Source organism: Pseudomonas sp. B22(2017), assembly GCF_002113105.1.
Taxonomy (GTDB): Bacteria; Pseudomonadota; Gammaproteobacteria; order Pseudomonadales; family Pseudomonadaceae; genus Aquipseudomonas; species Aquipseudomonas asiatica.
Genome location: NZ_NEJN01000001.1, coordinates 548,658 through 564,067, shown reverse-complemented (window position 1 = coordinate 564,067; position 15,410 = coordinate 548,658). Strand labels below are relative to the sequence as shown.

Annotated in this window: 12 protein-coding genes; 6 read left to right on the top strand and 6 right to left on the bottom strand. The window is 62.8% G+C overall.

Annotated elements, in window-relative coordinates; genetic code table 11:
• Positions 1-127: 127 nt before the first annotated feature.
• Positions 128-1,549 (top strand): undecaprenyl-phosphate glucose phosphotransferase, encoded by a 1,422-nt coding sequence (locus tag CAG18_RS02865; protein WP_085720252.1) that lies wholly within the window; start codon positions 128-130, stop codon positions 1,547-1,549.
• A 226-nt stretch (positions 1,550-1,775) separates the two neighbouring features.
• On the opposite strand, the gene CAG18_RS02860 is transcribed toward CAG18_RS02865, so the two are convergent.
• A complete protein-coding gene (locus tag CAG18_RS02860; protein WP_013972698.1) occupies positions 1,776-2,717 on the bottom strand; it encodes a LysR substrate-binding domain-containing protein in 942 nt (313 codons plus the stop codon).
• A 146-nt stretch (positions 2,718-2,863) separates the two neighbouring features.
• Between CAG18_RS02860 and CAG18_RS02855 the strand changes: the two genes are divergently transcribed.
• A complete protein-coding gene (locus CAG18_RS02855; RefSeq protein ID WP_015270401.1) occupies positions 2,864-4,240 on the top strand; it encodes an L-serine ammonia-lyase in 1,377 nt (458 codons plus the stop codon).
• 158 nt (positions 4,241-4,398) lie between these two features.
• On the opposite strand, the gene CAG18_RS02850 is transcribed toward CAG18_RS02855, so the two are convergent.
• Complete coding sequence (locus CAG18_RS02850; protein ID WP_085720250.1) at positions 4,399-5,076, bottom strand: DUF3313 domain-containing protein; 678 nt, start codon at positions 5,074-5,076, stop codon at positions 4,399-4,401.
• A gap of 270 nt (positions 5,077-5,346) precedes the next feature.
• On the opposite strand from CAG18_RS02850, the gene CAG18_RS02845 reads away from it, so the two are divergent.
• A complete protein-coding gene (locus CAG18_RS02845; protein WP_085720248.1) occupies positions 5,347-5,652 on the top strand; it encodes a DNA-binding transcriptional regulator in 306 nt (101 codons plus the stop codon).
• A 104-nt stretch (positions 5,653-5,756) separates the two neighbouring features.
• On the opposite strand, the gene CAG18_RS02840 is transcribed toward CAG18_RS02845, so the two are convergent.
• The 3 genes from CAG18_RS02840 to CAG18_RS02830 all read right to left on the bottom strand — a co-directional run bounded on the left by CAG18_RS02840 (position 5,757) and on the right by CAG18_RS02830 (position 9,703).
• Positions 5,757-7,052, bottom strand: a complete 1,296-nt coding sequence (locus tag CAG18_RS02840; protein WP_085720246.1) for an FAD-binding oxidoreductase — start codon at positions 7,050-7,052, stop codon at positions 5,757-5,759.
• 13 nt (positions 7,053-7,065) lie between these two features.
• Positions 7,066-8,154: a polyamine ABC transporter substrate-binding protein gene (locus CAG18_RS02835; RefSeq protein ID WP_085720245.1), complete on the bottom strand. Its 1,089-nt coding sequence runs from the start codon at positions 8,152-8,154 to the stop codon at positions 7,066-7,068.
• 190 nt (positions 8,155-8,344) lie between these two features.
• Positions 8,345-9,703, bottom strand: coding sequence for a glutamine synthetase family protein (locus CAG18_RS02830; RefSeq protein ID WP_013972693.1), 1,359 nt, complete (start codon positions 9,701-9,703; stop codon positions 8,345-8,347).
• A 183-nt stretch (positions 9,704-9,886) separates the two neighbouring features.
• Here CAG18_RS02830 and CAG18_RS02825 point away from each other — a divergent pair, with 183 nt between their 5' ends.
• Together CAG18_RS02825 and CAG18_RS02820 are read left to right on the top strand one after the other, a co-directional pair.
• The gene (locus CAG18_RS02825; protein ID WP_015270396.1) at positions 9,887-10,786 is read left to right on the top strand and encodes a helix-turn-helix domain-containing protein; all 900 of its coding nucleotides are present in this window, start codon (positions 9,887-9,889) and stop codon (positions 10,784-10,786) included.
• A 177-nt stretch (positions 10,787-10,963) separates the two neighbouring features.
• Positions 10,964-12,874 carry an AAA family ATPase gene (locus CAG18_RS02820; protein ID WP_085720243.1) on the top strand — a complete coding sequence of 637 codons (1,911 nt, stop codon included), beginning with the start codon at positions 10,964-10,966 and terminating at the stop codon, positions 12,872-12,874.
• Between the two features lie 152 nt (positions 12,875-13,026).
• On the opposite strand, the gene CAG18_RS02815 is transcribed toward CAG18_RS02820, so the two are convergent.
• Positions 13,027-14,412: an aldehyde dehydrogenase family protein gene (locus tag CAG18_RS02815; RefSeq protein ID WP_015270394.1), complete on the bottom strand. Its 1,386-nt coding sequence runs from the start codon at positions 14,410-14,412 to the stop codon at positions 13,027-13,029.
• Positions 14,413-14,519: 107 nt separating this feature from the next.
• Between CAG18_RS02815 and CAG18_RS02810 the strand changes: the two genes are divergently transcribed.
• Entirely contained in the window at positions 14,520-15,386 is an 867-nt protein-coding gene (locus CAG18_RS02810) for a LysR family transcriptional regulator (RefSeq protein WP_085720423.1), read from the top strand.
• The last annotated feature ends 24 nt before the right edge of the window (positions 15,387-15,410 follow it).

Below are 15,410 nucleotides of genomic sequence, written 5' to 3'. Positions count from 1 at the left end.
TGGCTGCTACAGTTTGATCAATGGCTTGCGGCTGCAGGATTTTGCTCCACGGGCTTTGCATGAGCCGTTGTCAAGGCTTGCTTGTTGGTGGAAGGCATTTGCTGCGCGCAAATTGATGAGGTCTGAAATGGTCTTAGAGCCGAGAAGCAGTCGTTCCTTACTGCAGAGAAGAAGCAGCGTAAGTAACGCCATTCAGGCCGGCCTCGATGGAATTGCAGTCATCGGTATTGCCTGGTACCTGATCTACGACCAGTTCGGCTACATCACTTCCGATTACGTGATCATGCTGCTGTTGCTGGTTGGCGCACTGGCAGTCATCTACGATCACTATGCGATCTACCGTACCAACGTCGGGCTTTCCATCAAGGCTTTCCGGCTGTTCAAGGCCTGGTCGGCAACCTTTTGCTTCCTGGTGGTCATGGCCTTCCTGGCCAAACAGAGCGAAACCTATTCGCGACTGCTGGTCGTGCAGTTGTTCATCATTGGCTACATCGCCCAGTTGTTCCTGCACTTTGCCGTGCGCGAATTGCAAAAGCGCTTTAGCGCCCATGCACGCCTGGACAACGCCCTGATCATTGGCGCCGGTGACTTGGCCAACTTCCTGTATCAGAAAATCAGCAACAACCCCTGGTTCGGCGAACGCGTGCTGGGTTGCGTGCTGATCGACAATGCCGATGAGTCGGGGCGCGAAAGTGCCGAAGGAAAGCAGCGCATGCCGGTGCTCGGGCTTATTGGCGACCTCGACGATATCGTGGCCCGCCATGGCATTCGCACGGTGTACCTGGTGACCCCGCTGGGCGGTTCCGAGGTCATCAACGATGTGTATCTCAAGTTGCTCGACAAGTGCATTGCGGTGAACTGGGTACCGGATATCTTCTCGTTGCGCCTGATCAATCACAGCGTGCGGGAAATTGCCGGCATACCTGTGCTGACCTTGTCGGAAACACCGCTGACGGGCATGAGCCTGTTCTTGAAGAACCTCGAGGACAGGGTGTTGGCGGCGCTGATCCTGCTGCTGGCATCGCCGGTGTTGCTGGCCGTTGCGCTGGCCATCAAGCTCGATAGCCGCGGCCCGGTGTTCTTCCGTCAGGAGCGCACCGGCTGGACCGGGGAAGCGTTCCGTATCTGGAAGTTCAGGAGCATGCATGTCCACCAGCCGGAAGATGGCGTGGTGAAGCAGGCGCAGAGGGATGACCCACGGCTGACCCGGGTCGGCGCCTTTATCCGCCGCACCAGCCTCGATGAACTGCCGCAGTTGTTCAATGTGCTGACCGGGGAGATGTCGCTGGTAGGGCCGCGGCCGCATGCGTTGCAGCATGACACGCTGTATTCGCAGGACATCGTCGACTACTTCGCTCGCCACAATATCAAGCCTGGCATGACCGGCCTGGCGCAGGTGCGTGGGTTCAGGGGCGAAACCAGGGATATCGAACAGATGATCCAGCGGGTGGACTCGGACATCGAGTACATCAACAACTGGTCGCTGTGGCTGGATTTCGTGATTCTGGTGCGCACACTTAGCGCCTTTACCGGCAAGCAGGCTTATTGAGACCTCCCCAGGTGTGGCTGCGCTGTCGCCGGAGAACAAATATCGCTCGCTTGGCGCGTCCTTTGTAGGAGCAGCCTTGTGCTGCGAATAGGCCCGTACTGACACTACATATCTGTTGCCTGTACCGGCCTCTTCGCAGCACAAGGCTGCTCCTACAGGACCTGCCGAATCAATGATTCATGTACTGTTCTGTGGGAGCGATTTCGTGCAGCCGCAATTGGTTGGCCTAGTCCTTGTTCAGCGGGTGCAATTCCCTGAACCCCCGCGCTTCCTCCACCAGCCAGTCATGCACCGCCCGCGCCCCCGGCTGGTTAAGCCCGCCCGGTGGGTAATGCACTACATAGCGCTTGTGATTGGCGATAGGCACCCCGAACGGCACGATCAGTGCGCCGCGCTCCAGTTCGTCGTTGAGCAGCGTGCGTCGGGCGATCGCCACGCCAATGCCGGCAATCGCCGCCTCGATGGTCAGGTGGTTGCGGTTGAAGGTATGCCCGCGCCGCACATCCAGGCCGGCGGCGCCGATGCCCTCCAGGTAGAACTCCCATTCGGCATATTCCGAACTGCCGCGCCAGGCCGTTATGTCGTGCAGCAGCGGGTAGTGCACTAGGTCCGCCGGCCCGTGCAGCGGCGGGCGCCCGCGCAGCAAGGTGGGGGAGCACACGGGGAAGATCTGCTCGTCCAGCAGTGGTGTCGAGAGCATGCCGGGGTAGCTGCCATCGTTCAGGTCGATGGCCAGGTCGAAATCGCCCGGGGTCAACGCCTGGGCACTGTCTTCGGCCACCAGACGCAGCTCGATGTCCGGGTAGCGTTGTTGAAAACGCGGAAGACGAGGCGTGAGCCATTTGGCCAGGAACGACGGGATCGAGCGCAGGCGCAAGGTGCCGCGGATCTCACCCGCGTCCAGGCGCAGCAGTTCGGCTTCGATGCTGCCGTAGGCTTCGGTCACCGTCTGTGCCAGGCGTTGCCCTTCGGCGCTCAGTTCCACACCACGTGCCCGACGCAGGAACAGCTGGTAGCCCAGGCGTTCCTCCAGCTGGCGCATCTGTTGGCTGACAGCGCCCGGGGTAATGTGCAGCTCTTCGGCACAGCGGGTGAAGGACAAGTGCCGGGCCGCACAGGCGAACACGTGTAGCCAGACGAACGTCTGGCCATTGAGTTGTCGTCGCATCGTTTAGTACCACTAAAGCCTTGCTTAGGAAGTTTCGTTGGTCATCCGTGAGCCAGCGCGGCAGTATCGCGCAAAATCGCAATATCGCTCAATTTCTCCAGATAACCGCGCTGCGGCTTCATACCCGGGCACGGTCAGGCATTAGCATGGCTATCAGTGTTTTCGACCTTTTCAAAATCGGCATCGGGCCGTCCAGTTCCCACACCGTCGGTCCGATGCGGGCGGCGGCTACCTTTGCCCAGGCCCTGCGCGAACAGGGGCTGCTGGCCCGGGCAAGCCGTGTCGAGGTGCGGTTGTACGGGTCGCTGTCGGCCACCGGGGTTGGCCATGCCACCGATCGCGCCTGCCTGCTCGGCCTGATGGGCCAGTGGCCGGACCGCATCGATCCGGCCACCATTGAGTCGCGCATTGGCCAGGTGATGCAGGAGCACTGCCTGATGCTCGATGGCAGCCACCCGCTGGCGTTCGAGTACAGCCGCGACATGCTGCTGCTTGACGAGAACCTGCCGTATCACCCCAATGCCATGAGCCTGGAAGCCATGGACGGGCAGGGCAGCCTGTTGCGCCAGACCTACTATTCGGTGGGCGGAGGCTTTATCGTCGAGCAAGCCGAGATCGATGCGCCAGCGGTCGAAGCGAACGCGGTGGTGCTGCCGTACGAGTTCGACAGCGCTGCGCAATTGCTGGCTTTGTGCAAGGGCCATGGCTTGAGTGTGGCGCAGCTGATGATGGCCAACGAATGCGCCTGGCGCTCGGAGGCCGAGGTACGCGAGGGCCTGCTGCGGATCTGGGGTGCCATGCGTGAATGCGTCGACAATGGCCTGCGCAATGAAGGCATCCTGCCGGGCGGGTTGCACGTCAAGCGCCGTGCGGCGCGGCTGCATCGCAGCCTGCAGGAGCTGGGCAAGCCCAACGTGATCGGCTCCACCCTCAGCGCCATGGAATGGGTCAACCTGTTCGCCCTTGCGGTGAATGAAGAGAATGCCGCCGGCGGGCGCATGGTCACAGCACCTACCAATGGTGCTGCCGGCATCATCCCGGCGGTGCTGCATTACTACATGAAGTTCAACCCGGGGGCGTGCGACGCGGACGTGGTGGACTTCCTGCTGGCGGCAGCGGCGGTCGGCATCCTGTGCAAGAAGAATGCGTCGATTTCCGGGGCTGAGGTTGGTTGCCAGGGCGAGGTAGGTTCGGCCTGTTCGATGGCCGCTGCCGGCCTTGCCCAGGTGCTGGGCGCTACGCCGCCGCAGCTGGAAAATGCCGCCGAGATTGCCCTGGAGCATAACCTTGGGCTGACCTGCGACCCTGTCGGCGGCCTGGTGCAGGTGCCGTGTATCGAGCGCAACGCGATTGCTGCGGTGAAGGCGATCAACGCCGTGCAGATGGCGTTGCGAGGGGATGGCGAGCACTTCATCTCGCTCGACCGGGTGATCCGCACCATGCGTGATACCGGGGCGGACATGCATGCCAACTACAAGGAGACCTCGCGTGGAGGCCTTGCCGTTGCCTTCGTCGAGTGCTGAGTCACCGCAACGGTCAGCGCGGTCTTGTGGGAGCGGCCTTGTGTCGCGAAAGGGCTGCGAAGCAGCCCCATTCATACGCTTGAGCTGAGATCCCGGGGCCGCTCTGCGGCCCTTTCGCGACACAAGGCCGCTCCCACAGGTTCCGTGTCCGGTCGGTATCAGCGGGCTTTCTGCTTCGCTTCCAGGAAGCTCGCACGCATGTCCTTGGCCCAGCCATCCAGCACCGGCTTGACGTCATTCAGGGTCAGTTGCGTGGTCTTGTTCTCCAGCTCCTGCCCCGTGCCCTTGCGCACGACCTGGGCCAGCACTTTCTGACTGGCACCATCGAGGAACGCAGCTTCCACGCCGACATCCACCTCTTGGTCACGGCCGCCCATGGCGGTGTTCACACCGGCTGAAATCAGCGCGATAGGGATGACCTCATAAGGCTTGAGACCCTCGTTGCTGGTGGACACCGCAGTGATGGCCGGGCGCACCACGATCACGCCCGGGCCAGGGCCCTTGGCCAGTGGTACCACGCTGCCCATTTCACGGCGCAGCGCTTCGTTGAAGTAGCGGGTGATTTCCTGCAGCGTCTGCGCCGAGATGACCGGCGTCGGCTGCGGCTTGGGGTAGAACTGGCTGGGCTCGATGAACACCTGGCTGTACTGGTTGACGTTGACCTTGGGGTCGATCCAGCGCATCACCGGGTCACCCGACGGGCTCTTGGTTTCCTGCAGACGGCTGTAATCCTTGAGGAAGCCGGAGTAGTCCTTTGGGTCCACGCGATTGCTGGAGCAGGCGGCCATGGTAAGCAGTGCGGCGCACAACAGGGTAATGCGGGGCAATGATTTCATGATGAAGATGCATCCATGATAGGTCGGCCAGAACAACGCTAGCAGGTGCGGGGCAGTTGGCCAGTGGGCTGGTTCAATCTGTAGTGGGAAGTGGCTACGGTCACTTTCCCAAGCGCGCAAATTCCTACAGTGTCTTGGGACTTCGCTGGCTTTTCAGTTTCTGCCGCCCTTGGAAAACTATGCCCGTTAAGGAGCAGAAGTGCTGCGATTCGCGGGCAAAGTCTTTCTGGGTTTGCTCTGCCGGGCGTTGCAGGCGGGTGGAGGTATGTTGTGAGCAGCAAACTGATTGAATCGTTACGCGAGGACCTTGTCGCCCTGCACGAGGCCGGAGCGATCGGCAAGGTCACGCTTCGGGATTACGAAGCGCTATGCCCTGCACCGGTGCGAGATTTCAGCGCACTGGACATACACCGTTTGCGCGAGGCACTCAACTTCAGCCAGCCGGTCTTTGCGATGCATTTGCACACGAGCGCATCGACAGTGCGCAAATGGGAGCAGGGCGAGACGCGTCCATCGGGACCGGCTTTGAAGCTGCTTAATATCATTAAAACCAAAGGGTTACAGGTTCTTCTTTGAGTCCTTTGTCTTGTTTTTTTGAAAGCCCTTTAAAAACAGTGAATTACGGAATTTTTTGAAAAATTTCCTTTAACTTCCGATTCGCAGGCAAGCCTGCTGCCACGTCAACCCAGCACCTCCCGCAGTCGATACCACAACATCCCCAGCGCCAGCAGCGGTGAGCGTAGTGCCTTGCCACCGGGGAAGGTCAGGTGCGGCACGGCGCTGAACACGTCCAGCCCCTGGCTGTGGCCGAGGGCGATGCTTTCGGCCAGCAGTTTCGCCGTCCAGTGCGTCACGTTCAGCCCATGCCCGGAATAGCCCTGGGCGTAGTAAACATTGGGGTGCTGGCTGAGGCGCCCGACTTGGGGGAAGCGGTTGGCGGTGATGCCGATCATGCCTCCCCACTGGTATTCGATACGCACGTTGGCCAGTTGCGGAAACACCTTCAGCACCTTGGGCCGCATGTAGGCGCCGATGTCCTTGGGGTCGCGGCCGGAATAGTGGCAGGCGCCGCCGAACAGCAGGCGCCGGTCTGCCGTGAGGCGGTAGTAGTCCAGGCCGACTTTCTGGTCGCACAGCGCCATGTTCTGCGGGATCAGGCTGTTGGCCAGCGCTTCGGGCAATGGCTCGGTGGCCACCACGTAGCTGCCGGCCGGCAGCACCTTGCCGCTCAGGCGTGGTTCCAGTTCATCGAGGTGGGCGTTGCAGCCCAGCACCAGGCTGCTTGCCCGCACCTTGCCACGGGCTGTGTGCAGTGTCACGCGGGGGCCGTGCTCGATGCGCAGCACCGGGCTCTGCTCGAAGATGCGTACGCCCAGGCCGTGGGCGGCGCGGGCTTCGCCCTGAACCAGGTCAAGCGGGTGCAGGTGGCCCGAGCCCATGTCTACCAGGCCGCCGGCGTATTGGTCGCTGGCAACGATTTCATGCAGCCGGTCGGCACTGACCAGGCGGGTTTCAGGGCGATAGCCGAGTGCGTCGAGATCGTCCTGTTCGTCCTTGAAGGCGGCGAACTGCGCAGGGGTGTTGGCCAGTTCGCAGAAGCCCCAGCGCAGGTCGCAGGCAATGCCGTACCGGGCGATACGGCTGGCCACCAGCGCTACCGAATCGATGCCGGCCTGTTTCAGGTAGTGCACACCGTCCTGGCCGACATGCCGGGCAAAGCCGCTGACGTCATGGCCGATGCCGCGAATCAGCTGGCCGCCATTGCGGCCGCTGGCACCCCAGCCGATGCGTCGGCCCTCCAGCAGCACCACCGAGAGGCCGCGCTCGGCCAGTTCCAGGGCGGTATTGACCCCGGTCAGCCCGCCGCCGACCACGCACACATCGGCGCTCAGCTCGCCGTCCAGGCTGGGGTAGGGCGCCGCATCGCGTGCCGTGGCGGCATAGTACGAAGCGGTGTGTTGGGTAGTGAAAGACATGGGCGTTCTCGGCTCAGCGGTTGGACTTGATCTTGCTCCAGGAGCGAGTCATGACACGCATGATTTTCGGGCTCGGCGTGCTGGAGATGTACAGCTTGTCCAGCACGTCCTGGGGTGGGTAGATCTCAGGGTTGTTTACCAGCGATGCGTCCATGTAGGCCTGGGCATCGGGGTTTGCATTGGCATATCCGACCGTGGCGCTGACCTTGGCGATCACCTTGGGGTCGAGCAGGTAGTTGATGAACGCCAGGGCTTGTTCGGGGTTGTTGGCGTCCTTGGGGATGGCCAGCAGGTCGAACCACAAGTTGCTGCCTTCCTTGGGAATGCTGTAGGCGATCTTTACCCCGTTCTTCGCTTCCACGGCGCGGTTGGCGGCCTGGAACACGTCGCCGGAGTAGCCGAAGGCCACGCAGACATTGCCATTGGCCAGGTCGGAAACGTACTTGGAGGAGTGGAAGTAGGTGATGTAGGGGCGCAGTTCGAGCAGGCGGGCTTCCGCCTTGGCGTAGTCGGCCGGTTTCTCGCTGCGCGGGTCCATGCCCAGGTAGTTGAGCACGGCCGGGAACAGTTCATCGGGCGAGTCCATGAACGCCACGCCGCATTGCTTGAGCTTTTTCAGGTTCTCGGGCTCGAACAGCACCGCCCATGAATCGATATGGTCGACGCCCAGGGCCGCCTTGACCTTGTCGATGTTGTAGCCGATGCCGTTGGTACCCCACAGGTAGGGTACGGCGTACTGGTTGCCCGGGTCGTTCTGTTCAAGTTGCTTGAGCAGCTTGGGGTCCAGGTGCTGCCAGTTCGGCAGCTTGCTGCGGTCCAGCGGCAGGAAGGCACCCGCCTGTGCCTGGCGTGCGAGGAAGTGGTTGGATGGCACCACTACGTCATAGCCGGTGCGCCCGGCCAGCAGCTTGCCTTCCAGTGTTTCGTTGGAGTCGAACACGTCATAAACCACCTTGATCCCGCTGCTGGCCTGGAAGTCGGCCACGGTGGTGTCACCGATGTAGTCGGTCCAGTTGTACACGCTGACCGAGGGAGTGGCCTGGGTAGTGGTGGCGAACAGCAGGGTGAATGCGGCGGGGATCAGGGCTTGCAGATGACGCATGGGGACACCTCGTTGGTATTGTTCTTGGCGTTCGGTTTATGGCGGCCGCTCCCACAGGTGACTCATCACCTTGTAGGAGCAGCCTTGTGCTGCGAACAGGCCGGTAGGGCAAAAGATCAGCTGTGGCGGCACTGGCCCCTTCGCAGCACAAGGCTGCTCCTGCAGGTCCAGTGCATGCCCTGGAAGGTGATTACACGCTCAGCATCAGGAATTCACGCTCCCAGGAGCTGATCACGCGCTTGTAGTTCTCGTGCTCGGCACGCTTGACCGCCACGTAACCCTGGACGAATTGCTTGCCCAGGTATTGCTGCACGGTCTCGCAGTCTTCCATGTGCTGCAGCGCGTCCTCGATGGTGATCGGCAGGCGCAGGTTGCGCCGCTCGTAGGCACGGCCCTGCACAGGTGCGCTGGGCTCGATGCGCTCGACCATGCCCAGGTAGCCGCACAGAAGGCTGGCGGCGATTGCCAGGTACGGGTTGGCGTCGGCGCCCGGCAGGCGGTTTTCCACGCGCATTGCCTCGGGGCTTGAGGTGGGTACGCGCAGCCCGGCGGTACGGTTTTCCTCACCCCACTCGACGTTCACTGGTGCCGAGGTGTCCGGCAGGAAGCGGCGGAACGAGTTGACGTTGGGCGCGAACATCGGCAGCAGCTTGGGGATGTACTTCTGCAAACCGCCGATGTGGTACAGGAACAGCTGGCTCATGCTGCCGTCTTCATTGGCGAAGATCGGCTTGCCGGTGGCGATGTCGACCACGCTCTGGTGCAGGTGCATGGCGCTGCCGGGCTCGTCGGTGATCGGCTTGGCCATGAAGGTGGCGGCCACGTTGTGCTTGAGCGCGGCTTCACGCATGGTGCGCTTGAACACGGTGATCTGGTCGGCCAGGTCCAGGGCGTCGCCGTGGCGGAAGTTGATCTCCATCTGCGCCGGGCCGTCTTCATGGATAAGCGTGTCCAGGTCCAGGCCCTGGATCTCGCACCAGTCGTAGACGTCTTCGAACAGCGGATCGAACTCGTTGGCGGCATCGATCGAGAACGACTGGCGGCCGCTTTCGGCACGGCCGGAACGCCCCAGCGGCACTTGCAGCGGCAAGTCCGGGTCTTCGCAGCGCTGGGTCAGGTAGAACTCCATCTCCGGTGCCACGATTGGCTGCCAGCCTTTGTCTGCATAAAGCTTGAGCACTTTCTTCAGCACGTTGCGCGGCGACAGTTCGATGGGGTTGCCTTGCTTGTCGAAGGTGTCGTGGATAACGATCGCGGTCGGCTCGATCGCCCACGGGATCTGGTACACGGCACTCGGGTCTGGGCGGCAGACCATGTCGATGTCGGCGGCATCGAGCAGGTTGTAGTAGATGTCATCGTCGACATAGTCGCCGGTGACCGTCTGCAGCAGCACGCTCTCGGGCAGGCGCATGCCACGCTCGTGGAGAAACTTGGCGGTGGGTGCGATCTTGCCGCGGGCGATGCCGGTCAGGTCGCTGATCACGCATTCGACTTCGGTGATACGGTGTTCTTTCAGCCAGGCGGACAGCTGATCGAAGGGGGCGTTCATACAGACCTCTTGGTTGGGTTTTGGTGTGGGAGCAAGCGTGCCAGCGTAAACCGTTCCAGGGTTTCGAAGGCGTCCCGCTTCCCAGGTGACGCGCTGGAGACTATCTTGGTCGCAGCCCGCAAGGCTGATCTATCCACTTTCTCCGGCAATGAATGCACCAAAAGAGTGCGACTAGGACCGAGCGTGACAACCGCCAATGCCCTGCAAGTCCAGGCTTACCACACCACCGACGTAACCGAACAAGTACGTGCCACCCCTGGCTGGCAGCAGCAGTACCGGCAGATGTCGCCCGGGCATTTCAGCGGTGAGCTGCGTTGCCTGGGGCTGGACGGGGTGGAGGTGTACGAGGAGCGGCTGAACACCCGGGTGGAGCAGTTTTTCCGCGCGCCGAGCGGTTCGCTGGCGTTCTGCTTCGACCGCAGCGAGAACAGCTTGTACCTGCTGAACGAACAGAGCCGGAACATCTGGATCACGCCAGAGAACTACCAGGAAGTGGCGGTCGTGTTCGACCAGGCCTTCCTGGCCCGCCATGGGCTTGACCCGCAGCGCCTGGAAGGGTTGTTCATGGTGCCGCTGGGCAGCGGGCAGAATGCGCTGTTCGGCAGTTGGCTGAGTGCGACACTGACCCGCCTGGGCCAGGCGGATTGCCCTCTGCAGGGGCAGGCCCTGGCGGAGCAATTGCTCGAGGACTGCCTGTTCATCCTCGACAACGCCTGCCAGCGCCTGCAGGGCGTGGCGTTGGGCCGGCGTGACGAGGAACGGGCGATCATGCGGCGGGTGAGCGAGTGGGCGGCCGACTGCCCGGAGGAAACGCTGAATCTGGTGGAGCTGGCGGATGTTGCCGGGGTTTCCTTGCGTCAGTTGCAGCAAGCCTTCAAGGCGTTTACCGGGATGCCGCCGGCGCACTGGTTGCGCCTGCGCCGGTTGAACGGTGCGCGGCGCGATCTGCTGCATGGCGGTGAAGTGACCGTGGCCGAGGTGGCGATGCGTTGGTCGTTCTGGCATTTGGGAAGGTTTTCAGAGAGTTACCGGCAGTTGTTCAAGGAGTTTCCCAGCGAGACCTTGAAGCGGGGCAGGGGCTGAATCTGGTGGTGTAGCTTGGTGGTATAGCTGCTCTTACAGGATTACCTCAGTGCCAGGCATTGTGAGGTCCCTGTGGGAGCGGGTTCACCCGCGAAGAGGCCGGGCCAGGCAATACACAACCCAGCATTCCACAGCAAAAATTGCTATCGTGCCGCCCTGATTTCACCCGAGGTGCCGATGTTCTACCTGCCTTTGCCCAGCGACCAGGCCGACCGCCTCGCCAGCGAGCCCACCACCGACTTCTTCACCACCGCCAGCGTGCTCGCCGCCGCCGCCGTGCTGTTCGTGCAGAACCTGCCGCGCCAGCCCGCCGCCGCCTCGGCGGATGCGCAGGAACGCCGCTTTGCCGAAATCGTGCGCATTGCCAACGAGGTCGAAAGCGCCGCACCGGGGCGCTTCCAGGGCCAGGTGGCGCAGCACTTCGATCGCGAAGCCTTCGCCATGGGCCTGGGCATGCTGGGCGAAAACGGGATCGCACTGCTGTCGACCGAGGTGGAGTACCAGGCCGAGGAGTTGCTGGACGCCGAGGGCCAGTGGAATTTCCAGTTCGCCGACAGCTACCGCCAGCGGGCAACCCCGCTGCACCCGGTGTACCTGCCTTCCCTGGCCAGCGACCTGATGCTCAGCGACCAACAGAACCGCCTGCTGCGCGAATTCCTCAGTGGTATCGATGAGTCGGTGGCGGTGCAGGGCTTTGCCGGCACCGGCAAGACCTTCCTGATTCACCAGTTCGCCCGCCTGCTCGAGCCCCAGCGCACGCTGTTGCTGGCCTTGACCGAAGGCCAGCTGCGCGCCCTGCAGGCGCGGGTCAAGGACGCCGCCGCCTACACCGCGCTGACCTTCGGCCAGCTGGCCGACGAGCTGCTCAACCGCGACCTCACCAGCAATGGCTGGCGCCTGCGCGACCCGTATCGCACCAAGCTTTCGTGGCGCCCGCAGGATGCGCAGGTGGTACGTTGGCTGGCCATCCCCGACATCGGCCCGCTCGCCGCGCGCGATGTGGTTGCCTTGTGCATCCGCGCGGTACGCACGTTTTGCCACAGCGCCGACACCCAGCTGCAGTTGCACCACCTGCCCTGGGCCGGGCCGGGGACCACGCCACTGGACCAGGAAGTCTTGCTGGAAAAGGCACGGCTGTACTGGCAGGAGCTGATTCGCCCGTCGGCACGGGAAATCCAGTTGCCGGTGCGCGACTACCACCGGGTCAAACTGCTGTCGCTGACCGGTCATGTGATCGATAGCCGCTACACCCATGTCATCGTCGACGAGGCCCACGAGCTGTCGGCACCGATGCTTGCCGTGCTCGACCGCAGCCCGCAGTCGATCATTGCCCTGGGTGACGAGCTGCAGAACCTCAACGGCCTCAGCGCGCACCATGGCGGCTTTATCCGCCAGCGTTACATCGACCACTCGCTGCGGGCCGGGCCGGCGATGGACAACGTGCTCAACCCGCTGATCAATGCCCACCCGGCGGCGATCCAGGCAGCCTTCAGCGGCAGCGCCGAGCATTACACCCGGGTCAGCTTCTTCGATGCGGTAACGGTGCCGGAACAGCCAACGGCGCTGATCGTCGACGATGAATGGGGCCTGTTTGGCTGGTTCCAGCGCCTGACCCACCAAGGCGTGCCGTTCGTGCTGCTGAAAAGCGCGCGCAAGGACTTCGAGCTGTTCGTCGAAGACTGCATCGAGTTGTATCGCCATGGCACCCGGCCGCGTCACCCGATGCTGTTCCGCTATGCCAGCTGGCAGGCGCTGGAGCAGGACAAGGGTGATGACAAGGCGTTCGTCGCCGTGGCCAACATGCTGCGCAAGGGCTACACGCCAGAGCACTTTGCCAGGGCCAAGAGCCGTTACCGTTGGGACAAGGCGCCCAAGCTGTTCCTGGGGCGGGTGCGCGATGTGAAGAACATGGAATTCGCCCGGGTGATGGTGTCGCCGGAGCTGATGGTAGCGCCGCAGGTAGCGGGGAACCGCAATGAACGGGCGCGGATGCTGGCGGGATTGTATACCGCCTGTTCGCGGGCGCGGCATGAACTGATCGTGCCGGGGGGGATGCTGGACTGGGTCAAGGACCAGGTTCGGGATTGAGATTGTTGGGGCTGCTTTGCAGCCCATCGCGACACAAGGCCGCTCCTACAAGGGACCGCGATACAGGCCGACCCCACAGGATCGCACCGTGATCGTCTGTAGGAGCGGCCTTGTGTCGCGATGGGCCGCAAAGCGGCCCCTGTTACGCTGGATCAGTTACGGTCCAGCCACACAGTCTGGGCATTGGTGAACTCACGTACACCAAAGTGCGACAGTTCACGCCCGAAGCCGCTCTTCTTCACCCCGCCAAACGCTACGCGGGGGTCGGAAGCGCAATAGCCGTTGATGAACACGCCGCCGGTATCCAGCGCCGCGGTCATGCGTTCGGCCAGCGCGTAGTCGGCGGTGTAGATGGTCGAGGCCAGGCCGAATTCGCTGTCGTTGGCCAGCTCCACCGCATGCTCCGCATCACGTGCGCTGATGATCGCCGCCACCGGCCCGAACAGCTCCTGCTTGAACGCAGTCATCTGCGGGGTGACGTTGGCGAACACGGTCGGCGCGTAGAAGTTGGCCACGCCATCGACCTTGTGGCCGCCCAGCAGCAGGGTGGCGCCTTCGGCGATGGTCGCCTGGACCTGGCCATCCAGCTCGTCGCGCAGGTCGTAACGGGCCATCGGGCCGATGTAGGTACTTTCTTCCAGCGGGTTGCCGACCTTCAGCTCGCGAGTAGCCTCGACGAACTTGCGGGTGAATTCGTCAACGATGCTTTCCTCGACGATCAGGCGCTTGGCCGCAGCGCAGACCTGGCCGGTGTTCTGATAACGGCCGATCACGGCAGCCTTGACGGCGGCATCCAGGTCCGCGTCGGCCAGCACGATGAACGGGTCGGAACCGCCCAGCTCCAGCACGCACTTCTTCAGCGCAGCGCCGGCTTGCGCACCAATCGCCATGCCGGCACGCACGCTGCCGGTCAGGGTCACAGCGGCGATGCGCGGGTCGTTGATGGCGCGGGTGACGCCGTCCGGGGTCACGTTCAGCACTTCGAACACGCCTTCCGGCAGGCCGGCATCCTTGAACAGCTCGCCCAGCAGGTAGGCGCTGCCCATCACGTTCGGCGCGTGCTTGAGTACGTAGGTATTGCCGGCCAGGATTGCCGGCACGGCGCCACGCAGTACCTGCCAGACCGGGAAGTTCCAAGGCATCACCGCCAGGATCGGGCCCAGCGGGCGGTATTCGATGCGGGCTTTCTCGACCTGGGTCGGCTCGGGGGCGAGCATGGCCGGGCCGTGTTCGGCGTACCAGCGGCACAGGCCAACGCACTTGCTGACCTCACCGCGGGCCTGGGCGACAGGCTTGCCGATTTCGCGGCTGATCATTTGCGCGAAGGCTTCGGCCTTGGTTTCGAGGGTACTGGCCAGGGCGAGCAGGTACTCGCTGCGCTGACCCAGCGACACCTGGCGCCACTGGCGGTAGCCAACCTTGGCGCGTTGCAGCGCCGCTTCCAGTGCGGCGTCGGTGTCGAACGGGTAGGCGCCGATCTGCTCGCCGCTGTACGGGTCGAGGGAGATGGCGTGGGTCAGGCTGCTGATCGCACTCATGGCGGGACACTCTCGTTGTAATTGATCCGTGACGCCAGACTAGCGGGCTATGGCTTTAATGAAAACTGAATAATAATGAGCGAAACATTCACGTTTGGAGAATGGCTGTGGACCTGGTGCAACTCGAGATCTTCAAGGCCGTGGCAGAGCAGGGCAGCATCAGTGCCGCTGCGCAGCATATCCACCGGGTGCCGTCGAACCTGACCACGCGTATCAAGCAACTGGAGGAGGACCTGGGCGTGGAGCTTTTCATACGTGAAAAGAGCCGCCTGCGTCTTTCCCCCGCAGGCTGGAACTTCCTCGAGTACACCCGGCGCATCCTTGACCTGGTGCACGAGGCGCGGCTGACAGTGGCCGGTGAGGACCCGCAGGGCACTTTCGCCCTGGGGTCGCTGGAAAGCACGGCGGCGGTGCGCATTCCGGCCTTGCTGGCGGCCTATAACCAGCGTTACCCCAAGGTCGACCTGGACCTGTCCACGGGGCCTTCCGGGACCATGCTCGAAGGCGTGCTGTCGGGGCGCCTGGTAGCGGCGTTCGTCGACGGCCCGGTGCTGCATCCGACGCTGGAGGGCATGCCGGTGTTCGAGGAAGAAATGATGGTCATCGCGCCGCTCAACCACGCCCCGGTAACCCGCGCCCAGGACGTCAACGGCGAAAGCATCTACGCCTTCCGCGCCAACTGTTCATACCGGCATCACTTCGAGAACTGGTTCGTGCAGGACCAGGCGGTACCGGGCAAGATCCACGAAATGGAGTCGTACCACGGCATGCTGGCCTGCGTCAGCGCCGGCGCCGGCCTGGCCATGATGCCGCGCAGCATGCTCGACAACATGCCCGGTTGCAGCACCGTCAGTGCCTGGCCGATGTCGGAGGATTTCCGCTACCTGAAAACCTGGCTGGTATGGCGACGTGGCACCTTTTCGCGCAGTTTGAGCATGTTCGTGAAACTGCTTGAGGAAGGCCGTGCAACATGATGTTCCTGCGCAATATTTACCCCG